At 71.6% G+C, this 19,657-nt stretch carries 22 protein-coding genes; 13 read left to right on the forward strand and 9 right to left on the reverse strand.

Features of this window, described 5'->3' with window-relative positions; translation table 11 throughout:
• Positions 1-54: 54 nt before the first annotated feature.
• The gene (locus BMW88_RS27365; protein WP_089955655.1) at positions 55-1,524 is read left to right on the forward strand and encodes an amidase family protein; all 1,470 of its coding nucleotides are present in this window, start codon (positions 55-57) and stop codon (positions 1,522-1,524) included.
• A gap of 87 nt (positions 1,525-1,611) precedes the next feature.
• Positions 1,612-2,376 (forward strand): alpha/beta fold hydrolase, encoded by a 765-nt coding sequence (locus BMW88_RS27370; protein WP_089955656.1) that lies wholly within the window; start codon positions 1,612-1,614, stop codon positions 2,374-2,376.
• 87 nt (positions 2,377-2,463) lie between these two features.
• Here BMW88_RS27370 and BMW88_RS27375 read toward each other — a convergent pair whose 3' ends face one another.
• Positions 2,464-2,775: a DUF8129 domain-containing protein gene (locus BMW88_RS27375; protein WP_245778082.1), complete on the reverse strand. Its 312-nt coding sequence runs from the start codon at positions 2,773-2,775 to the stop codon at positions 2,464-2,466.
• Positions 2,776-2,802: 27 nt separating this feature from the next.
• Entirely contained in the window at positions 2,803-3,717 is a 915-nt protein-coding gene (locus BMW88_RS27380; RefSeq protein WP_089955662.1) for a coiled-coil domain-containing protein, read from the reverse strand.
• Positions 3,718-4,127: 410 nt separating this feature from the next.
• On the opposite strand from BMW88_RS27380, the gene BMW88_RS27385 reads away from it, so the two are divergent.
• From BMW88_RS27385 to BMW88_RS27395, 3 genes are read left to right on the forward strand one after another with little or no spacing between them, the layout of a single operon-like run.
• Positions 4,128-5,444: an ABC transporter substrate-binding protein gene (locus tag BMW88_RS27385; RefSeq protein ID WP_089955673.1), complete on the forward strand. Its 1,317-nt coding sequence runs from the start codon at positions 4,128-4,130 to the stop codon at positions 5,442-5,444.
• Between the two features lie 2 nt (positions 5,445-5,446).
• Positions 5,447-6,340, forward strand: a complete 894-nt coding sequence (locus tag BMW88_RS27390) for a carbohydrate ABC transporter permease (protein ID WP_245778083.1) — start codon at positions 5,447-5,449, stop codon at positions 6,338-6,340.
• A complete protein-coding gene (locus BMW88_RS27395) occupies positions 6,337-7,158 on the forward strand; it encodes a carbohydrate ABC transporter permease (RefSeq protein WP_089955675.1) in 822 nt (273 codons plus the stop codon). The genes BMW88_RS27390 and BMW88_RS27395 overlap by 4 nt, the downstream gene beginning before the upstream one ends.
• A gap of 1 nt (position 7,159) precedes the next feature.
• On the opposite strand, the gene BMW88_RS27400 is transcribed toward BMW88_RS27395, so the two are convergent.
• From BMW88_RS27400 to BMW88_RS42155, 4 genes are all read right to left on the reverse strand, one after another.
• Positions 7,160-8,392: a cytochrome P450 gene (locus BMW88_RS27400; protein WP_089955678.1), complete on the reverse strand. Its 1,233-nt coding sequence runs from the start codon at positions 8,390-8,392 to the stop codon at positions 7,160-7,162.
• A gap of 55 nt (positions 8,393-8,447) precedes the next feature.
• Positions 8,448-9,383 carry a PrsW family intramembrane metalloprotease gene (locus BMW88_RS27405; RefSeq protein ID WP_089955680.1) on the reverse strand — a complete coding sequence of 312 codons (936 nt, stop codon included), beginning with the start codon at positions 9,381-9,383 and terminating at the stop codon, positions 8,448-8,450.
• 248 nt (positions 9,384-9,631) lie between these two features.
• The gene (locus BMW88_RS27410; protein WP_089955683.1) at positions 9,632-10,009 is read right to left on the reverse strand and encodes a hypothetical protein; all 378 of its coding nucleotides are present in this window, start codon (positions 10,007-10,009) and stop codon (positions 9,632-9,634) included.
• Between the two features lie 229 nt (positions 10,010-10,238).
• Positions 10,239-10,400 carry a hypothetical protein gene (locus tag BMW88_RS42155; RefSeq protein WP_177221373.1) on the reverse strand — a complete coding sequence of 54 codons (162 nt, stop codon included), beginning with the start codon at positions 10,398-10,400 and terminating at the stop codon, positions 10,239-10,241.
• 162 nt (positions 10,401-10,562) lie between these two features.
• Here BMW88_RS42155 and BMW88_RS27415 point away from each other — a divergent pair, with 162 nt between their 5' ends.
• From BMW88_RS27415 to BMW88_RS27430, 5 genes are all read left to right on the forward strand, one after another.
• Positions 10,563-11,222: a GAF and ANTAR domain-containing protein gene (locus tag BMW88_RS27415; protein WP_089955686.1), complete on the forward strand. Its 660-nt coding sequence runs from the start codon at positions 10,563-10,565 to the stop codon at positions 11,220-11,222.
• Positions 11,223-11,258: 36 nt separating this feature from the next.
• A complete protein-coding gene (locus tag BMW88_RS27420; RefSeq protein WP_089955765.1) occupies positions 11,259-11,984 on the forward strand; it encodes a GAF and ANTAR domain-containing protein in 726 nt (241 codons plus the stop codon).
• 486 nt (positions 11,985-12,470) lie between these two features.
• Positions 12,471-13,607, forward strand: coding sequence for a N(5)-(carboxyethyl)ornithine synthase (locus BMW88_RS27425; protein ID WP_089955687.1), 1,137 nt, complete (start codon positions 12,471-12,473; stop codon positions 13,605-13,607).
• Entirely contained in the window at positions 13,600-13,758 is a 159-nt protein-coding gene (locus BMW88_RS42160; RefSeq protein ID WP_177221374.1) for an RGCVC family protein, read from the forward strand. Before BMW88_RS27425 ends, BMW88_RS42160 begins: the two co-directional genes overlap by 8 nt.
• Before the next feature lie 41 nt (positions 13,759-13,799).
• A complete protein-coding gene (locus tag BMW88_RS27430; RefSeq protein ID WP_089955689.1) occupies positions 13,800-14,393 on the forward strand; it encodes a GNAT family N-acetyltransferase in 594 nt (197 codons plus the stop codon).
• A gap of 39 nt (positions 14,394-14,432) precedes the next feature.
• On the opposite strand, the gene BMW88_RS27435 is transcribed toward BMW88_RS27430, so the two are convergent.
• On the reverse strand, positions 14,433-15,473 hold the full coding sequence (locus BMW88_RS27435; protein WP_089955692.1) for a fatty acid desaturase family protein: 1,041 nt from the start codon (positions 15,471-15,473) through the stop codon (positions 14,433-14,435).
• The gene (locus BMW88_RS27440) at positions 15,470-16,600 is read right to left on the reverse strand and encodes an AI-2E family transporter (protein WP_245778084.1); all 1,131 of its coding nucleotides are present in this window, start codon (positions 16,598-16,600) and stop codon (positions 15,470-15,472) included. Before BMW88_RS27440 ends, BMW88_RS27435 begins: the two co-directional genes overlap by 4 nt.
• An 827-nt stretch (positions 16,601-17,427) precedes the next feature.
• Between BMW88_RS27440 and BMW88_RS27445 the strand changes: the two genes are divergently transcribed.
• Both BMW88_RS27445 and BMW88_RS42165 read left to right on the forward strand, forming a co-directional pair.
• The gene (locus BMW88_RS27445) at positions 17,428-17,967 is read left to right on the forward strand and encodes a DUF5994 family protein (protein ID WP_177221376.1); all 540 of its coding nucleotides are present in this window, start codon (positions 17,428-17,430) and stop codon (positions 17,965-17,967) included.
• The gene (locus tag BMW88_RS42165) at positions 17,964-18,119 is read left to right on the forward strand and encodes a DUF6307 family protein (protein WP_177221378.1); all 156 of its coding nucleotides are present in this window, start codon (positions 17,964-17,966) and stop codon (positions 18,117-18,119) included. The genes BMW88_RS27445 and BMW88_RS42165 overlap by 4 nt, the downstream gene beginning before the upstream one ends.
• 163 nt (positions 18,120-18,282) lie before the next feature.
• On the opposite strand, the gene BMW88_RS27450 is transcribed toward BMW88_RS42165, so the two are convergent.
• The gene (locus tag BMW88_RS27450; RefSeq protein ID WP_245778085.1) at positions 18,283-18,549 is read right to left on the reverse strand and encodes a sigma factor-like helix-turn-helix DNA-binding protein; all 267 of its coding nucleotides are present in this window, start codon (positions 18,547-18,549) and stop codon (positions 18,283-18,285) included.
• A 442-nt stretch (positions 18,550-18,991) separates the two neighbouring features.
• Here BMW88_RS27450 and BMW88_RS27455 point away from each other — a divergent pair, with 442 nt between their 5' ends.
• The gene (locus BMW88_RS27455) at positions 18,992-19,657 is read left to right on the forward strand and encodes a fasciclin domain-containing protein (protein WP_089955701.1); all 666 of its coding nucleotides are present in this window, start codon (positions 18,992-18,994) and stop codon (positions 19,655-19,657) included.

Raw genomic sequence — 19,657 nt, forward strand, 5'->3', positions numbered from 1 at the left:
TGAGTCGGCCGTTTATGTCTTGACGTGGAAGCTTCGTGGCCTCGCAATGTCTTCATGCAGCTCCTGTCCGCCGGCGCACCGGCGATCGACGCCGGTCCGGACGTGGACCTCGACCTCGCCACGATCCCCCTGCTCGCCGGCCGGATGGCGGACGGCACCCTCAGCTCGGTCGAGCTGACCCGCGCCTACCTGCGCCGCATCGCCGCCGTGGACGGGCTGGTGCGGTCGGTGGTCGCGGTCGACCCGACGGCGCTGCGCCAGGCCGAGGAGAGCGACCTGAGGCGGGCGCTCGGGCGGTCGCGCGGACTGGTGGACGGCATCCCCGTCCTGCTCAAGGACAACATCGACACCGCGGGCCTGGCGACCACGGCCGGGTCCCGCGCGCTCGGCGTCCCGCCGAGGCGCGACGCGGAGCTGGTCACCCACCTCCGCGCGGCCGGGGCCGTGGTGCTGGGCAAGGCGGCCATGTCGGAGTGGGGCAACTTCCGCTCGCCGTGGTCGGTGTCCGGCTGGTCGGCGGTCGGCGGGCAGACCGTCAACCCGCACGTGCTCGACCGCAGCCCGAGCGGCTCGTCGTCGGGCTCGGCCGTGGCCGTGGCGGCGTCACTGGCCCAGGTCGCCGTCGGCACCGAGACCAACGGCTCGATCGTGTGCCCGGCCGGCCACACCGGCGTCGTCGGGTTCAAGCCGACCCGCGGCAGGATCAGCGGGACCGGGATCGTGCCGATCTCGGCCAGGCAGGACACGCCGGGCCCGCTGGCGCGGCACGTCGTGGACGCCGCGATCCTGACGGCGGTCCTGGAAGGACGCGAGGCCGATCCCGTCTTCACGCCTGCGTCCCTGCGGGGCGTGCGGGTGGGCGTGTGGCGTCGGACGGGGTTCGGCACCGAGACGGACCGGGTCGTGGAGTCGGCGGTGGAGCTGCTGCGCCGATGCGGCGCGGTGGTGGTCGACGTCGGGCTGTCCCACCTGGACCGGATCGAGGCCGCCGGGCGGCTCGCGGTGCTCAGCGAGTTCAAGCACGACCTGGAGGAGTACCTGCGCACCCGGCAGGGCGTGCCCCGCACGGTGCGCGAGCTGATCGAGTTCAACGAGGCGGACCCGGTCGAGCTGAGCACGTTCGGGCAGGAGCTGTTCCACGACGCCGAGAAGGCGCCGCCGATCACCGATCCCGCCTACCTCGCCCAGCGGCGCACGGCGACTCGCCTCGCGCGCCGGTCGATCGACGAGGTGCTGGCCGCCCACCGCCTAGACGTGGTCATGACGCCCACCAACGGGCCCGCCCGCGCCGTCGACGTCAGCGACTCGCCCGCACCGAGCACCGCCACGCCCGCCGCGGTCGCGGGCTACCCGAGCATCACGGTCCCCGCGGGGTTCGCGGGGCCGCTGCCGATCGGGATGTCCTTCATCGGCGGGCACGGCACGGACGCGGCGGTCCTGCGGCTCGCGGCGGCCTTCGAACACGCGGCGTCGGCGCGACGGGCACCCGCCTACCTGCCCACGATGCCCTCGGACCGGGCGTAGGCCCCGCCGCAAACACGAGCACGATCACGTTTCCGGCCCGGTGCGGGCGGTAGCCCTCCTGCAGGCGATGCCGCGAAGGAGGCTCCTGTGCCGCACGAGCAGCGACGACCCCGCCGTGAGCGGTGGGACGAGGTGTCCGGGCGGCCGGTGCGGAGCGTGGAGGCGGGCTGGGAGCGCACGCAGGGCCCGCTCGTCGTCATCGTGCCCGGCCTGGGGGCGCTGGGCTACCTGGTGGACACGGTGGACGCGTGTGCCGGCTGGGCGAGGACCGTCCTGCTCGACGTGCCCGGCTTCGGTCATCGCGGTCCGGGGGCGTGCGCTCCGGAGGTTCCCGCCATCGCGGAGACCGTGTCGGCGTGGCTGACCAGGGTCACCGAGGTCCCGGTCGTGCTGATGGGGCATTCCACGGGCGCGCAGGCGGCACTCCACGTCGCCGCGGCGCACCCGGACCGCGTCGCCGCGCTGGCCCTGCTGGGGCCGACCTTCCCGCCGGAGCAGCGCGTCCTGGCCGGAGCGGCGCAGGGCTTCGTCCGCAACTTCCTCCACGAGCCGCCCAGCCTCGTGCCGGCGACGGTGCCCGACTACCTGCGGGGAGGCCCCAGGGCGATCGCGCGGTTCGTGCGCTCCGCGCAGCACGACGAACCCGAGCGGACCATCACCGGTGTGAGGTGTCCCGTCCTGCTGGCTCGCGGCCAGCACGACGCCTTCGTGCCTCGGGTGTGGCTGGACCGGCTCACCGCGGCGGCACCCGACGGGCGGTCGACGACCGTGCCGGGCGCGCACACCTTCCCGTTCCGCCGGGGACAGCTGACCGCGGACCTCATCGCGAGCGCCGCCGCCCTGAGGCGGTGACCTCTCCCGGATCGGCGCAAGCGTGCGCGGCGCAGGACACCGGGGCCGCCGACCACTCGGTCGGGGCCCCGGCTCGACACCGCTCTCCTAGTCGCGCCCGCGTGCCGGCGTCTGCTCGTAGACGCCGTGCCGCAGCGGCGTGTTGCCGTCCGGCGAGTGCTCCGGTGAGACGGACGACCCGCCGGCCGCACCGCTGACCCGGGGTGCGTTGCGCTGGTCGCCCGGCGCCGGCTCGGCGCCGCGGCCGAGCTCGTCCAGCCGGGCCTCGATCACCTGGAGCACGGGGGTGCGGTTGCCGTGCTCGCGTTCGTGGTCGCGCACGCGTTGGAGCTCGTCCTCGCTCAGCGACCGGATGCGGTGCTTCAGGTCGCCCAGGGGGAGCTGGTCATAGTCGGTCAAAGGAAGTTCATCGGTCACCATGCTCGGCTACCCGGCCATTCCGGTCGCAAACGAACGCGGTTCACGCGGAACCGCCGTTGTCCGGTGAACGGTTTCGCGGGGGCGCTGGTCGGGGTGGATCAACTCGACCAGCACCGGGGCCGGAGCCTCCTCGGGCAGGGGCCGCAGCAGCGGCTCGGCGTCGGCCAGGAGCGCCTGTGCCGCGCGGAGCTCCCCGGCGAGGTGCTCGCGGTGCCGGCGCAGGACCTCCACGCGCTGCTCGGCCTCGGCGACGAGGTGGCGCGCCCGCTCGGTCGCCTCGCGGACGATCCGGTCGGCCCGAGCCTGCGCACTCCGCTGCTGCTCGGCGAGCGCCCGCATCGCCTCGCCCCGGCGCAACGCCATGGCCTGCTCGAAGTCCGCCTCGATCTGGCTGCGGACCCCGGCGGCCTGCTCGTCGAGCTCGCGGCGGCGGCGTTCGGCCTGCCGGGTCAGCTCGTCGACCTGGTCGTGTGCGCGGTTCATGAGCTCGCGGTGCTCGGTCTCCATGTCCGCGCGCCGCCGGTCGAGGTCGGCCACGAGGCGTTCGGCGCGGTGGCGCAGCCTGTCCGCTGCCTGCTTGGCATCGGCCCAGTGCTGCTCGGCGGCGGCCCTGGCCCGCGCGGTGATCTCCGCGGCCTCGCTGTGCGCGAGCTCGACCCTGCGTTCGAGGCGCTCGGTGAGCGCGTCCGGGGCGATCGGGGCGCGGCAGATCCGGTCGACGCGCGCACGCAGCTCCGCGTTCTCCGTGCGGGCGGCTTCCAGCTCCCTGGCAAGGGACTCCGCGTGCGCGAGGGCGGCGTCGCGGTCGGCGGCGAGCATCCGCAGCTCGTCCTCCGCACCTCGTACGTAGTGCTGGACCTGGTCGCGGTCGTAGCCGCGCCAGCACAGGTCGAAGTCGGTTCGCAGCGGCAACAACTCCACTCTCGTGTTCCTTTCAAGACACGGCAGGTGCTACTTGCTGTTGATGGGGGGATGCGGCGCGGCTCGGTCGCATCGGTCCTGGGCACGCGGACGGTGAGCACGCCGCCGGCCTTCCCGGCATCGACGTCGTGCGGCAGCGCCATGGCAACACCTCCCCTGAGAGCCAGTACGAACGCTCATCCGGAAGACGTGGTCGCGGCGCGGATTGTTCCCGGACGTGAGTCGTGGCAACCGAAGCAGCGCTGTGGTTCGCGCCACCGCGAAAGGCGCGAAGTTTGACGCGTGCGGGATGCGGGTAGTCGTTCGATCGGCGCTTCGACGTCCTACTGTGTGAAGGCGGCGATCACGGTGGACCACAGCTCACTCGACCATGCGATCCGCAAGGCTTCCGACCTCACTCGTGCCCGCTCATGACCAGGTGGCCGATCACGCTGCTGGTGGTCCTGCTCGTCGCGGGATGCGGTGGTCTCGGACCGAGCGCCGCCGATCAACCCAACACCCTCGTCACCATGGGCTTCGGCCTGCCCGATGAACACGCCACCGCGCGCGTGGCCGTGTTCAAGCAGCGGCGACCTGATGTCGATCTGCGGATCAACGAGGGTGTGTTCGACGAGCAGCAGTTCCTCTCGTCGGTCGCGGCGGGCGACCCGCCGGACCTGGTGTACGCGGACCGGCGCAAGCTCGGTGGCTACGCGGCCAGGGGAGCGGTGCAGGACCTCGGGCCGTGTCTGCGCAGCCGGCAGGTCGACCTCGGGCAGTACCGCGAGGCGGCGGTGCGGCAGGTGACCTACCGGGGCACGGTCTACGGCGTGCCGGACTTCTTCACCGTTCGCGTGCTCATCCTCAACAACCCGGTGCTGCGGGAGGCGGGCGTCGATCCGGCCGCGCTCCTGGCGGGGGACTGGAAAGCCCTTGCCGAAGCCGCGGCGGCACTGGCCCGCGTGCAGGACGGCCGGGTCCAGCGGATCGGGTTCGACCCGCGGATGCCGGAGTTCGTGGCGTTGTGGGCCAAGGCGAACGGCGCCGACCTGCTCGGCGACGAACCCCACCTGGACGACCCCCGCGTCGTCGAGGCCGTCCGGTTCGCCGCCGACCTGGTGCGCGCACAGGGTGGCTGGGCGTCGTTCAAGGCGTTCCGGGACACCTTCGACTCGTTCGGCGCGAACAACGAGTTCGTCAGCGGCCAGCTCGCCGCCATGGTCATGGACTCCTGGTACGTCAACACCCTCGCCGCCAACTCGCCGGACGTCGACGTCACGGTCGCGCCCTTCACCGACCGGCGGGGCGATCCGCTCACCGAAGCCGGCGGACAGGCCTGGGCCGTTCCCAAAGGCGCGCGGCACCCGGAGCTCGCCTGCGAGTTCATCGCGACGATGACGGCGGCGGACACGTGGGTCACCGCGGCGGAAGCGCGCCGTGACGCGCTGGCGAAGAAGGGCAAGCCCTACAGCGGAACGTTCACCGCGAACCGCGCCGCCGACGAAAGGATCTTCAACGAGGTGTTCGACCCGCGCGGCATCCGCGTGCTCCAGCAGGGGGTGGAAGTGGTGCGGTCCGTGCAGGACGAGGCTTTCGCGCTACCACCGAACCCGGCGGCCAGCGACCTGGTGCGCTCGTGGGAGTCGGCGGTCACCAGGGTGCTGTTCGGCCGGCAGACGCCGGAGGAGTCGATGGCGCAGGCGCAGCGCGAGGCGGACCGGGCGATCGTCCGCGTGGGGGGTCGTTGACGGTGAGCACACGCGAGGCACGCGCCGGTTGGCTGTTCGTGCTGCCGTGGGTGATCGGGTTCCTCCTCCTGACCGCCGGGCCGATGCTCTACAGCCTGTTCCTGTCGTTCACCCACTACGACCTGCTCAAGCCGGCGCGGTTCACCGGCCTGACGAACTACCGCGAGATCCTGCGGGACGGGCGCGCCGCGACCGCGTTGTGGAACACCGTCTTCTTCACGCTGCTGCACGTGCCGCTGCAGATCGTGCTCGCGCTCGGCCTGGCATCGCTGCTGCGCCGTGCCGGGCGGTCGGCCGGCTTCTTCCGCACCGTGCTGTTCCTGCCGACGATGACACCGCCGGTCGCGCTCGCCGCGCTGTTCCTGTTGCTGCTCAACGGGCAGAACGGCGCGGTCAACGCGATGTTGGGCTGGTTCGGCTTCACCGGGCCGCAGTGGACGACCGACCCGGCCTGGATCAAACCCGGCCTGGTGCTGATGAGCCTGTGGACCATCGGCAGCACCGCCGTGCTGTACCTGGCCGCGCTCACCAGGGTGCCGGGGGAGAGGTACGAGGCCGCGCGCCTCGACGGCGCGAGCGCGTTCCGGCAGTTCTGGCACGTCACGCTGCCCGGCATCAGCGGCACCGTGTACTTCACGCTCATCGTCAACACCATCGCGTCGCTGCAGGTGTTCACCGAGGCCTACACGATGTTCTTCGGCGCCCGCCCGTCCAGCCCGGCGGAGGGGGACGCGGCGCTGTTCTACGTGATCTACCTGTTCCAGGAGGCGTTCGGCTCGCTGCGCATGGGTTACGCGTCGGCGCTGGCCTGGGTGCTGTTCCTGGTGATAGCCGCGATCACGGCGCTGCAGGTGCGGCTTTCCCGCGACTACGTGCACTACGAGGACCGGGCATGACGCGCCGCGCTGCCGTCGTGCTGGCCCTCGCCGGGGTCGGCGTGCTGTTCGCGTACCCGTTCCTGTGGCTGTTGAGCGCGTCGCTGAAGGACCGCTCCCAGGTCTTCGACAACGCCCTGCTGCCCGAGGTGTTCCGGCCGGAGAACTACGCCGAGGTCTGGCGCGCCGTGCCGCTGCTCGCCTGGGTCGGCAACAGCGTGGCCGTCGGCGTCGCCGCGGCGCTGGCCGCCACCGTGTCGAGCGCGGTCGTGGCGTTCGGCTTCGCCCGCTTCCGGTTCCGCGGGCGCACCGTCCTCTTCGGGATCGTCGTCGCCACCATGATGCTGCCCGCCGCCGTGACGATGGTGCCGGTGTACCTGGAGTGGCACGCGGTGGGACTCGCGACGACGCAGGTTCCGCTGTGGGCCGGCAACCTCTTCGGCTCGGCGTTCTACGTCTTCCTGCTGCGCCAGTTCTTCCTCGGTCTGCCCGCGGAGGTGTTCGACGCGGCACGGGTGGACGGCGCCGGGCCGTGGCGGCAGTTCCGGTCCATCGCGCTGCCGCTGGCCCGGCCCGGCCTCGTCGTGGTGTTCGTCTTCGAGTTCAAGGCCGCCTGGACGGACCTGATCAGGCCGCTGATCTACCTGCGGGAGCCCGAGCTGTACACGTTGCCGCGCGGCCTCAAGGCGGTGCTCGACCGGTTCGGCCAGGGCGGCGAGGCGCAGTGGGAACTGGTGATGGCGGCGAGCGTCGTCGCCACCGTGCCGATGATCCTGCTCTTCCTGGTGGCGCAGAAGCACTTCGTGCGCGGAGTCGTCACCCAGCGGGTCGAGGAGTGAGTCATCGCGAGGTGGGGACCAGGACGAAACGGCTGCGGGGACGCGCCGGGATCCGGCTCAGCGAGATGGTCAGGTCCTGCTCCGGCACCCGGTAGTCGCGGTGCGCCAGCCGGGTGCAGAGCTCGGCGAGGATCGCGACGGTGAACGGTTCGCCGGGGCAGCGGTGCCCGGTGTGCGGGTCACCGGCGCCCTGCGGCACGAGCTCCCAGGGGCTGATCTCGCGGTGCAGGAACCGGTGGGGGTCGAACCGGTACGGGTCCGGCCACCACCGGCTGTCGTGGTTCTGGCCCCAGAGGTCCAGCAGGACGAGCGATCCGGCCGGAACGCGTTCTCCCGCGAGGTCGAGGTCCCGCGCGGCACGACCGCCGAGGAAGGGCGCGAACGGGTAGAACCGGCGCAGCTCGTGCGCGAAGGCGACGGCGAAGCCACCGCCGGCCTGGAGCGGTTCCCGGTGCTGCGGCCACCGGTGCAGCGCGTGCCCGGCGTAGGCGACGAACCAGCACACGGCGACGGTCGGCCTGATCACGTTGAGCAGCTCGACCGCCGCCGTGCGCGGGTCGAGCAGTTCGCCGTCGGCGTCCCGGTGCCGGGCGACGACGTCGAGCGCGGAGCCCTCCGGTGTCTCGGCCCTGCCGTCGCGCACGTCCTGGACCAGCGATCCCAGCCACGCCTCCCGCCGCGTGCGGGCCTGCCGCGCCCTCCAGTGGCGGGGCCCCGCCGTGGCGAACCCGTCGACCATCGCGACCAGGTCGGCGGCCAGCGCCGCGACCTCACCGGTCTCGAGCGGGATGCCCGCCCAGCGGCGCACGCCCGCGGTCAACGCCCGGCTCGCCTCGTCGAACAGCACGACCTCGCGGCCGGGAGCCCACCCGACGACGGTGTCCTCCCAGGCCGCCGCGACGCACTGGACCAGCGAGGCGGTCGACTCCCGCGTCACCAGCGACAGGAAGAAGGCCTTGCGCTGCCGATGCGCGTCACCGTCGAGCGTGTGCACCGCGCCGTGACCGAACAGGGTGCTCAGCACCGGACCGGGGATGGCGGTGTGGCGCCTGACGTTCTTCTCGTCGTAGAAGAACTGCGCGGCCTCCGGTCCGCACAGGGCCACGGCACGCTGACCCATCACACGGGTGTGCACCACGTCGCCGTCGATGCGGCGCCGCCGGTCGGGCAGCCAGGCGTAGCCCTTGGCCAGGGCCTGCAGTGATTGGTCCCAATGAACTCGGGGCGTTCGCATACCCGCCTTGTGCCCACCACGCCCGCTGCCAAACGCCGATGTGAGATCTTCGAACTCAGCGGGGAGGCCGACCGGCGGGCCACCAGCGCGCGTCGGTGGACACGGGGTAACCGCGCACGACCACCGGTGCGACCGTCCTGCGCGACGCCCGCACCAGCACGGCCAGCCACACCAGGCCGAGCGCCGAGATCACCGCCAGCCCGGTCCAGGTGAACACGGTGAACAGCTCGACCTGGGCGGAAGTCGGCTGGCCCGGGTAGCCGCTCGCGGGCAGCCGCTGGCCGGTCAGGACGAGGGTGACGACCACGGCGATGGTGTTCATCGAGTCCCAGAGCGCGTGCAGCAGCGAGACGCCCAGGTAGGCGACGAGCAGGCGGCCGGTGAGCAGGAAGTGCTCTCGGGTGCTGCGGGAGAACAGCACGGCACCGAGGATCGCCGTCCACAGGCCGTGCCCGAACGGAGCGAGCAGACCGCGCAGCAGTTCGGTGGTGACCAGGTCGATCAGCGACAGGCCGTTCTGGGTGAACATCGCCGTGAGCGCGTAACCCGCCGATTCGAAGGCGGCGAACCCGAACCCCACACCGGCGCCCAGCACGAGGCCGTCGCGGGCCGACTTGTGCGTCAGGTGCCGGGTGAGCAGCGCCAGCGCGGCGAGCTTCACCGCTTCCTCGATCAGGCCGACGCCGACGAACAACCACGGCGAAGGGTGCAGCAGGTAGCTCTCCAGCAGCGAGGCGCCCAGCACGCCGAGCACGCCGCCGACGGCGAAGGTGCGGAACACCAGCTCGCCGGTGACCTCGCCGGAGTGGCGGTGCCCGAAAGCCCACGAGACGAAGGTGGCGGGCACGAGGAAGCTGCCGAGCAGCACGATGGTGGGGATGAGGTTCGTGTTCTGCGTGACGTAGGTGATGACCACGGTGGCCACCCACAGCGCCAAGCCGATCAGGAACATGCGCAACCACGGCCGGGAGCGCGTTCCGGTGAGAGCCATCTGCCTTCGTCCACCCTCCGGTCGGCGATTCGCCGTAGGTCTTCCCTCCGGCCGTCGTCCTGACCGGGTGGCCCGCGTGTCCGGTGTGGCGAGGGCATCGGCGCGATGACGCGTTACCGGGTGCACCGTCGCACCGGACCGCCCCGGCGCTCTGCTGCTGCCCGCGTTGATCTACCTCTACGTCCTGTTCCAGCGCCCGGACGGCCACCGCGACCGCTCGGACGCCGGAACAGGGGGACGAGGACCGGTCAGACCGGGTCTTCGGGGGTGCGGGTCACGGCCGCGACCGAGCCGCCGGGTTCGTCCGCGAGCTGTCCGCGCCCGGCGGCCTCGTCCAGCACCTCCTGGTCAAGCTCCCCGGGAGCGACCGGCACGTCGGGCTGTTCCTCGGCGAGCCGGTCGGCCAGTGGACGCGGGTGGGCTTCCTCGTAGGGCGTCATGCCGTACTTGGTCACGCCGGTCCACCGCTCCGGCGGGTCCATGCCCGCTTCGAGCGGATCCAGCCGGATCCGGTCCTCGTCGAGGTCCTCGGCGCTGTTGAGCGCGGCGGGATCGGTCTCGACCGCATCAGGCGAGCCGGTGTCGTGGGGCGGTGTGTAGGACGCCTGGTCCTCGCCCGGATCCATGTCATGTGTCGCCATGACCGCGGTGTACCCGGTTGGCGTCGGCTCAACCGGTTCATCGTCCGGTCGAGCCGGTTCAGGCGGGAGCCGGCCGGTACCGTTGTGGTGCGGCGCAACGGCATCGTGGGCCGACGACCTCACGCCGTGGTCGCGGGCGGGCCACCCGTTCGCCGGCTCGGCTCCACAGTGGATTCACCTGTTCGTGCGTGCCGCCCGTCCGGTCGGCCGGTTGTCAGTCGGGTGGTTCCTGGTGGCCGGTCTCGTCGTCGATGTGCTCCTCGGCGGGCGTCTCCCGGGGGATCACCGGGTCCGGTACGTCGAGGTCGTCGAGGCTCGGCGTGCCGGGTGCGTGCGGAGCGTCGGGGATGAGCGGTGTGGTGTCGGGATCTGCCATGGCGGCCGGTTACCCGCGCGGACGGGCGTCAAGCACGACGTGATCGGGATGATTCGCCCGCGAGGTGCGAGGGGGTGACTGCGGTTCGTATCCTGGTGGTTCACACACTGCCGGCGCGAAGGGCCGAGAGTGGACGGGCAGAGTCGAGATCGGCTCGAGCGGATGGTCACGGACCGCACCGTGGGCTCCGACTGGCCGCCGGCGCTGTGCGCGGTGTGCGTCCGCATTCTGCCCGGCGTCGACGCGGCGGCCCTGGTGCTGCGCGGCGACGCGAGGGTGCAGGAGGTGGTCAGCGCCAGCGACGCGTGGGCCGTGCTGCTGGAGGAGCTCCAGTACACGCTGGGCGAGGGTCCCGCGGTGGAGGCTTATCGCAGCGGCGGCCCGGTGCTGGTGAGCGACCTGCACGCCGAGCGGGCCAGGTGGCCTGGATTCGCCGTCGCGACCGCGGAGGAGGGTCTCGCCGCGATGGTCGCGTTCCCGTTGCAGGTCGGTGGCATCCGGCTCGGCACGCTGGACCTGTACCGGCGTCGTCCCGGCAGCCTGTCCGCGGAGGCGGTCGCGGACGCGGCGGTGCTGGCCGATCTGGCGACGCTCGCGTTGCTGGAGAACGAACTGGCCGAGGACGACCACAAACTGCGGATGGAAATGTCCTATCAGGACGTCCACATGGCCACGGGTGTGCTGGCGGCGAAGCTGGGCATTGGCCTCGAAGACGCCTTCGCGCGGCTGCGCGCGCACGCGTTCGCCGAGCGGCGGTCGGTGCTGGACGTCTCGCGTGATGTGCTCGACCAGCGGATTTCCCCCGATCGACTGGTGGACTGATCGTTGCGGTACTTCGGCGGGCCGTATGCTGTGGGGGTGGCCGGTGTCCGAGACGAGGTTGTTCCCGCGTTGAGCGAGCTCACCGCGAGCCTGACCAACCGCCACGAGCCCGACGCGGTGCTGCGCCAGGTCACCGCCGCGTGCACGAGGTTGCTCGGCGCCTCCGCCATCGGCGTGATGCTGAGCGACCCGCGGGGCGGCATCAGGGTCGTGTCGGCCTCCGACGAGCGGTCGCGGTTCGTGGAACTCCTGCAGACCCAGGTCGACGAGGGCCCGTGCGTGGACTGCATCAAGGACGGCATCGCCGTCGCCAGTGAGAACCTCGCCGCCGACGACCGTTGGCCCGCGTTCCGGCCGGCCGCTCTGGACGCCGGTTACCGCGCGATCCGCGCCGTTCCCATGCGACTGGACGGGCAGACGGTCGGGGGGCTGAACCTGCTCTACCTCGAGCCCGTCACCCTGGAGCTCTGGCAACAGCGCCTGGGCGAGGTGCTCGCCGACCTGGCCGTGCCGGGACTGTCCCAGGAAGCCGGTCCGCCGCGCGTCCACCGGCTGACCGAACGCACTCTGACCACCCTGAACGACCGCGTGCAGCTCGCGCACGCCGTCGGTCTGGTCGCGGGCACGCTCGACATCCGGGTCGACGACGCACGGGACCTGATCGTCGACCACGCCCGCGAGCGGGGCACCAGGGTGCGCGATGTCGCCAGGGCGCTCACCAACGGTGAGCTCGATCCTTCCGCGGTGTCCGCGGCCCGTTAACCGGTGCGGGCCCGGCCACGGAGCAGCCGAGTGGCGGCAAACCCACCCGAGGCCTGAGGCAGGTCAGCGGGTCCTGTCCTTTGTGGACGCGACGCGGACGACCGCGCGCGGACCCCGCTGTTCCCCGATCAACAGGGGAACAGCGTAGAGTGGGGTCACCGAGGGTATGTCGCGCATCGGCGTTCAAGCCGGTGTCGCCTTGGGCGCATCAAGACATCCGGCCGGTTCGGCCGGAGGCGGGAGCGCCGAGATGATCTCGGACCTGCTCTGCACCACTGCATCATCGATCGGATCATCGGCTGCGCCGCGCGCCCTGAAGCCGGCGTGGAAGCCTGGTGCGACCTCCGGCGGGCACGTCACCGGAGGCTGGCGGCCGCTGTCGACCGATCCCGCCACCCGAGTGCCCCCGCTCGTGCCTCCGGCCGAGCGAGCCCGGTGACGATCGGGCCGGTCCGGCGGTCACCCCCATCGATCAGAGAGCCACTCGTGGACCAGCTCAGCCTCGGAGTCATCGGACTGTCGCGCAAGGAGAACGAGCTCCGGCTCCCGATCCACCCGCTGCACTTCGACCGGATCGACGCGGACCTGCGCGGCCGCATCTACCTCGAACACGGCTACGGCGACCGCTTCGGCGTCTCGGACGAACAGCTCTCCGCGTCCGTCGCGGGGTTGCGCTCGCGCGAAGAGCTCATCGCGACGTGCGACGTCATCCTACTGCCCAAGCCCCTCGCTCAGGACGTCGGAGAGCTGCGGGAAGGGCAAGTGCTCTGGGGCTGGCCGCACTGCGTGCAGGACTCGAAGCTCACCCAGCTCGCCGTCGAACGACGGCTCACCGTCATCGCCTTCGAGGCGATGAACCACTGGACCTCCGACGGTTCTTTCAGCCTGCACGTCTTCCACAAGAACAACGAGCTCGCCGGCTACTGCTCGGTGCTGCACGCGTTGCAGCTCGCCGGGTCGACCGGTGACTACGGCCGGAGGCTGAACGCCGCCGTGATCGGGTTCGGCGCCACCGCGCGGGGCGCCGTGACGGCTCTCAAGGCGCACGGCGTGCACGAGGTCAACGTCCTGACCAACCGGGGAGTCGTGGCGGTCGGCTCGCCGATCCACTCGGCGCGGATGGTCCACTTCGACCACGGCGACGACGATCCGCGGCGCAGCCACGCGTTCACCGACGCCGGGCGCGTCCCGCTGGCCGGATTCCTCGCGGAGCACGACATCATCGTCAACTGCGTCCTGCAGGACCCGGACAAGCCGCTGACGTTCCTCGTCGAGGACGACCTGCCCTCGTTGTCCCCCGGCACCCTCATCGTCGACGTGTCCTGCGACCGGGGGATGGGGTTCGACTGGGCCCGTCCGACCTCGTTCGCCGATCCGTCCTTCGCGGTGGGCGACGACGTCCGCTACTACGGGGTCGACCACAGCCCCTCCTACCTGTGGAACTCGGCGACCTGGGAGATCAGCGAAGCCCTGCTCCCGCACCTGCGCCCGGTTCTCACCGGGGCCTGGGACACCAGCGACGTCATCCGGCGCGCCATCGAGATCCGCGACGGTGTCATCCAGAACCCCCGCGTCCTGTCCTTCCAGCATCGTTCATCGGAGTACCCGCATGCCCATGTCTGAGCCGCTCACCACCGTCGTGGACGACCCCGCCCGCGCCGCCGGCCTCTGCGCCGCGTGCCCGCACCCGTCGCACGAGCACGATCCGCTCGGCGTCCGGTTCTGCGCCGCGACCACCGTGTCCGCACTGCCCCGAGGCTGCATCTGCCGATAACCGCCGGCGGCCCGCGCGGCCGTGGGAACAGGAGCACCGACATGAGCACATCGGCATCGACGACCACCGTGCCGGCCACCGAGCGGCTGACGCTGCGGCCTTGGACGGTCGACGACGCGGCAGCGGCACTGGACGTCTACGGGCACGCCGAGGTGACCCGCTGGCTCAGCCCCGACATGGACCAGGTGCCGGACACGGCCGCCATGCGCCTGCTGTTGCAGCAGTGGATCGCCGAAAGCGCCAGGCTCCCGGCTCCGGCGGGCCGGTGGGCGATCCAGCGCAACACCGACGGCCGGGTGATCGGCGGCGCGCTCCTGCTCCCGCTGCCACCGGGCAACGAGGACCTGGAGATCGGCTGGCAGCTGCGTCCCGACGCCTGGGGCAGCGGTTACGCCACCGAGGCGACCCACGCCCTCGCCGCCTGGGCGTTCAGCCAGGACGTGAACGAGGTGTTCGCCGTGGTCCGGCCCGGCAACGTCCGCGCGTCGGCCACCGTGCTGAACAACGGGATGCAGTGGGTCGGCGAGACCACGAAGTACTTCGGTGTCGAGCTGCAGGTGTTCCGCCTCCGCGTGGCGGACCTCGACCCGGCCGCGCCCGCCGGCCTGCGGCCGCCCGGCCGCAGCGGTGACTGACCCGCCCGCTCCTGCTCTGAGGGCAGGAGCGGGCGGCGGTCAGCTCGCGGAGTGGCGCAGAGGTGCCCCGGCGTCGTGCAGGTGGCGCAGCACCTGGGCGTAGGAGCGGCGCAGCGTGGTCTTGCTGTAGGGGATGCCGTGCCGGGCGCAGAAGTCCTCGACGAGGGGCTGCGCGTGCCGCAGGTTGGGCCGGGGCATGTGCGGGTAGAGGTGGTGCTCGATCTGGTGGTTGAGGCCGCCGAGCAGGGCGTCGACCCACCGGCCGCCGGTGACGTTGCGCGAGGTCAGCACCTGCTTGTGGAGGTGGTCGAGGCGCTGGCCCTCGGCGATGATCGGCATTCCCTTGTGGTTCGGCGCGAACGAGCAGCCGAGGTAGACGCCCATCAGCCCCTGGTGCACGGCGATGAAGACCACCGCCTTCACCGGGGAGAGCACGAGGAACACCGCCGCCAGGTAGCCGATCATCGGCAGGACCTGCATCGCGGACTCCCGCCACGGGTTGCGCAGTTCGTTGCGGCACAACGCGACGAGGCCGGAGATGCGCAGCACGGCCGCCTCGGCGAGCAGCAGCGGGAAGAACAGGAACGCCTGGTGCTTGGTGATCCAGCTGTAGATGCCGCGTTTCTCGGCGGCCTGCGCGCGGCTGAACGCGAGGGCGTGGATCTCGATGTCCGGGTCGTGGTCCTCGTGGTTGGGGTTGGCGTGGTGGCGGTTGTGCTTGGCCACCCACCACTGGTAGCTGATCCCGGTCAGGCTGCCGTGCAGGTGCCCGACCACGTTGTTCTTGCGGTGGCTGCGGAAGATCTGCCGATGTCCGGCGTCGTGCCCGATGAAGGCGAGCTGGGTGGAGGCCACCGCCAGGGCGGCGGCCGTGAGCACCTGCCACCAGGAGTCGCCCAGCAGCGCGAACGCCACCGCGATCGCGCCGAGCAGCAGCCCGTTGATCATCATCCGCACCACGTAGTAGCCGCGCCGGCGGTCCAGGAGCCCGGCGGCCTTGAGTTCCTTGGTCAGTCGCGCGAAGTCGCTGCCGGGCAGGCGTTTCGCCGTGTCGGTCGAGTCTTGGTCTGTGACGGTCATCTCTGCTCCGGGTTCACTTTGTCTGCTTCGGTGTCCAGGCCGGGTTCGTCCGGCCCCGACTCCTCCGGTTGGCTGGTGTGGACGTCGGCGGGCAGCACGTGCTCGTCGGCCTCGCTGCGCAGCGAGCGGATCGCCGAGTTGAGCACCGCCAGCAGCGGGACGGCGAGCAGTGCGCCCGCGATGCCCGCGACGAGCAGCCCCGCCGCGATGGCCAGGACCACCGCGAGCGGGTGCAGCTTCACCGCCCGTCCGAGCAGGAACGGCTGGAGGACGTGGCTTTCGAGCTGGTTCACCGCGATGACGACGATGAGGACGATCAGCGCGGTCAGGGGACCGTTCGCGACGAGCGCGATGAGCACGGCCACGGCGCCCGCCACCACCGCGCCGAAGATCGGGACGAACGCGCAGATGAACACCAGCGCGGCGAGCGGGACCGCCAGGGGCACGCGCAGCACGGCCAGTCCGATGCCGATGCCGACCGCGTCCACCACGGCGACCGCTCCGGTGGCGCGGACGTAGCTGACCAGCGCGGCGAGGCTGCGCCTGCCCGCGACGTCGACGCGCCTGCGCGTCCCGCCGGGAACGGCGCGGAGGAGGAACTGCCAGATCCGCGGGCCGTCGTAGAGGAAGAACGCGAGCGCGAACAGCACCAGCAGCATCTCGGCGAGGGTCTCGCCGACCGTGGCGACGGTGGCGATGGCGCCGGTTGTGATGCCGGACTGGTTGTCCTGCAGGGTTTTCATGATCCGGTCGACGAACTCGCTGAGCTGCGTCTGGCTGAGCTGCAACGGCCCGTTGACGAGCCAGCCGGTGACCGCGTCGACGCTGCGGGCCAGTTGTGCCGCCAGGTCGGGCAGGCCGTTGACGAAGGTCACCACGACGAACGTCAGCACGCCGCCGAGCACGAGCAGCCCGCCGACCAAAACCAGTGCGGCGGCGAGGCCCCGGGACACCCGATGTGCCATCAGGAAGGCGACGGCCGGTGCGAGCAAGGCCGCCAGCAGCAGCGCGATCGCGAGCGGCACGACGAGCGACACGAGCCTGCCGAACATGACGCCGATGACGTACAGCGCCGCCACCACGACCAGGAAGCGCCAGCCCAGCGCGGCGCTGACCCGCAGCACCACGGGAACCGCACTCCTCGCGGACCTCGCCGGCTCGGCGGACGGGCGTTCGTCGCCCGGGCTGCCGGTGCGAGCCGGCGGAACGGGCGGGCGGAGTCGTCGATCCGCGCTGGTGCTCACGACGTGCATACCTCCGGTGTCGATCTCCGACGCCGGGGTCCGGGGTCATCGGTACGGGGGCGATGGTCACGGCCCCTTGAATGGGGTTCCCGTCCACACCGGCGACAAACCCCTGAAGGCCCCCGTTCCGCCGGGAACCCGTCACAGGACGGTCGCCGCCGGCCCGGCCGCGAGGAGCGCTGTGCTGAGGACGGCGCCGAGCAGTCCGGCCGGGACCAGCCGTTGCCGGGTCTACCGGGACGAACGCCGCCAGGCCGACGCGAGCACCGGAAGATGTGCCACCGGGAGAACCGTCCACCCCAGCAGAGCCGCGCTCGCCTCCGCGACGCCGAACGTCTACGACCAGACCGGTCGCGGGGAGCACGAGGACGACCGCCATCACGGTGCCCGTCTGGAGCCGTCCGGCGACGCCGGTGCAGGCCGTGCGGGACTGCTCGCTGTCCGTCGAGTTGTCGATGTCTCCACGCTACGCCGCGGTCCTGGCCACCGCGTGACGATCGTCCACTGTGGATCTTCCGTCGGCACGGCGGGCCCGCCGTGCCGACGGAAGGATCGGCGGCAGAAGTATTCGGTGTCAGATCGGTTGATCGGGGCCGAAAGAGTGTAGTGTCGGTCCTGCCGAGAACATCCCGTACCTGAGCGGTCAAGCTCAGGTCGTACTCGGCGAACCTGAACCGGCCGCACTTCCGGCCGGAGACGGGAGTCCCGGCATGACGTCGGCTCCTCACCCCTCCATCACCCCGACGGCCGTCGCGGCCGACGAGCAGCTTCGGTGTCCGCTGCGATTGCGGTTGCGGCCGAAGGCGCTCACCACGGGGTACGTCGACGGTGCGTGGTGGCCGCGTTCGCGGGACCTCGCCGCCGAACTGCCCGCGCTGCTCGCGGTGCTGGCGGTTCGACTGGGCGAGATCCCCCGCGTGAGCTACAACCTGACCGAGTGGGACGCCACCCCGGCCCAGATCGCCGCCGACGGCGTCCGGGTCCGGCTGAGCGGGTTCTGGTCCAGGCCACCGCACACCGTGGACGTCATCGCGGGCGACCGGCGCCGCCTCAGGCTGCTGCTCGTACCGCCGGACACCGACCCGTCCGACGCCCACCGAACCATGATGTCCGCGGCGCTCCGCGACAACATCGACACCGTCGAGGCCCTGCTGCACGCGGAAGGTCCTCCCGCCACCGGGGAGACCCCAGGCGCGCGGACAGCCGAAGACGACCGCATACCCCAGCAGACCACGCGAGGAACTCGATGACCGCAATGACCCACACGTCCGCGTACGACCGCAGGCTCAAGATGGTGCAGGACGTGTTGTCCGGCCAGACCGAGCTCGGCGAGAAGGCCGCCCGCGACCTCGCGGTGCACGTGCTGCGCGCACTCGACCACATCCCGGAGCGGGTGCGCTGACTCCGCGCCGCCGAAGGCGCGGGCCACTTCCGACGCGGAGCCTCCGACTGCTCCGCGTCGGAGGTGCGTCCGCCTGAAGCCCCACGGGTTGCGCTGCTCCATCCACAGTGGACTTGACGGGTGGATCAGGGTGCCAGCGCGTGTCCGGGCTCGTCGTGGTTCCTCACGGCGGAAGGGGCCGCGGTCGTCGGAGCACCGCGCGCAGCGCTTCGAGCGCCTGGTGCTGCACCAGCCGCACCGCCGCCGGGGTGAGGTCCAGCGCCTGTGCCACCTGCTCGGCTGACAGACCGCGGACGACGCGGAGTTCCAGCACCGCGCGCTGTTCCTCGGTGAGCACCGCCAGGTGCCGCGGACCGGGCGTGGCCGAGCCCTTCACGAGACCGGCGGCGCTGGCGTGGCGGTGGTGCCGCAGGTTCGCGAACGATCGCACGGCCGGGCTGATCCGGCTCCTCCCGACGCTGCGGGCGCTTGTGGTCCGCTGTGCACGCTGACGTCGACCTCCCCTTGTCATCTCACTCGCCCGCCGTGGTGAGCGAGTGAGCGGTACTCCGCACGGAACGCCATCCAGCCTGCCACGTCGGCGAGCCGCACGGGCAGGCTCTCGATCATCCGGAGAAGAAGGCGAAACCGGGCGGCCGCGGTGGGCGAGCCGCCCCTGATCCGCGAAGTGCCCGGCACGCGAGCCGAGCTCGATCCGCCCGGATCGCCGGCTGCCGAGCTGTTCCGCCTCGTCTGCCCGCCGACTGTTTCTGCTGGTCACGCGCTTCCGTCGGATCGTTGGGTAACGGGTTGGTAACCAGACCCGTCCGTTCCCCGGGGGGTGACGAATCACGGGCAACAACTGCTCGTCCACTCCTGGGAGATGTCTCGTCATGAACAAGACCGTCCGCAACACCGTTCTCGCCACCGGCGCCGTCTCGCTCGCCCTGTTCGGCGCGGCGTGCGGTTCGGGTGACATGGCCGGCAGTGGCAGTTCGAGCACCGCGCCCGCCGCGCCCATGTCGGCGTCGTCGATGGCGCCGTCGTCGTCGTCGATGGCCGGCCCGGCCGGTGCCCTCGTCGGCCCCGGCTGTGCCGACTACGCCAAGCAGGTCCCGTCCGGTGCGGGGTCGGTGTCGGGCATGGCCGCCGACCCGGTGGCCGTGGCCGCGAGCAACAACCCGCTGCTCACGACGCTGGTCAGTGCCGTGTCCGGGAAGCTGAACCCGAAGGTGAACCTGGTCTCGACCCTCAACGGTGCCGAGTTCACGGTCTTCGCGCCGGTCGACTCGGCGTTCGCGAAGATCGACGCCGCGACGATCGAGAAGCTCAAGACCGACGACGCGCTGCTGACCAAGATCCTGACCTACCACGTCGTGCCCGGCCAGATCGCCCCGGACAAGATCGCCGGTGACCAGAAGACCGTGCAGACCGGCACCGTGAAGGTCTCCGGCTCCGGCGACGCGCTGAAGGCCAACGACGCCAACGTGATCTGCGGCGGCGTGAAGACCGCCAACGCCACCGTGTACCTCATCGACTCGGTCCTGATGCCCGCCTGA

The sequence above is a fragment of the Lentzea xinjiangensis genome (assembly GCF_900110955.1).
GTDB classification, from domain to species: Bacteria; Actinomycetota; Actinomycetes; order Mycobacteriales; family Pseudonocardiaceae; genus Lentzea; species Lentzea xinjiangensis.

Coding starts and splice junctions, on each gene's coding strand:
- BMW88_RS27365 (WP_089955655.1), top strand. CDS start 55: ATGCAGCTCCTGTCCGCCGGCGCACCGGCGATCGACGCCGGTCCGGAC.
- BMW88_RS27385 (WP_089955673.1), top strand. CDS start 4,128: ATGACCAGGTGGCCGATCACGCTGCTGGTGGTCCTGCTCGTCGCGGGA.
- BMW88_RS27395 (WP_089955675.1), top strand. CDS start 6,337: ATGACGCGCCGCGCTGCCGTCGTGCTGGCCCTCGCCGGGGTCGGCGTG.
- BMW88_RS27400 (WP_089955678.1), bottom strand. CDS start 8,392: ATGCGAACGCCCCGAGTTCATTGGGACCAATCACTGCAGGCCCTGGCC.
- BMW88_RS27405 (WP_089955680.1), bottom strand. CDS start 9,383: ATGGCTCTCACCGGAACGCGCTCCCGGCCGTGGTTGCGCATGTTCCTG.
- BMW88_RS27410 (WP_089955683.1), bottom strand. CDS start 10,009: ATGGATCCGGGCGAGGACCAGGCGTCCTACACACCGCCCCACGACACC.
- BMW88_RS42155 (WP_177221373.1), bottom strand. CDS start 10,400: ATGGCAGATCCCGACACCACACCGCTCATCCCCGACGCTCCGCACGCA.
- BMW88_RS27415 (WP_089955686.1), top strand. CDS start 10,563: ATGGTCACGGACCGCACCGTGGGCTCCGACTGGCCGCCGGCGCTGTGC.
- BMW88_RS42160 (WP_177221374.1), top strand. CDS start 13,600: ATGTCTGAGCCGCTCACCACCGTCGTGGACGACCCCGCCCGCGCCGCC.
- BMW88_RS27430 (WP_089955689.1), top strand. CDS start 13,800: ATGAGCACATCGGCATCGACGACCACCGTGCCGGCCACCGAGCGGCTG.
- BMW88_RS27435 (WP_089955692.1), bottom strand. CDS start 15,473: ATGACCGTCACAGACCAAGACTCGACCGACACGGCGAAACGCCTGCCC.
- BMW88_RS27445 (WP_177221376.1), top strand. CDS start 17,428: ATGACGTCGGCTCCTCACCCCTCCATCACCCCGACGGCCGTCGCGGCC.
- BMW88_RS42165 (WP_177221378.1), top strand. CDS start 17,964: ATGACCGCAATGACCCACACGTCCGCGTACGACCGCAGGCTCAAGATG.
- BMW88_RS27455 (WP_089955701.1), top strand. CDS start 18,992: ATGAACAAGACCGTCCGCAACACCGTTCTCGCCACCGGCGCCGTCTCG.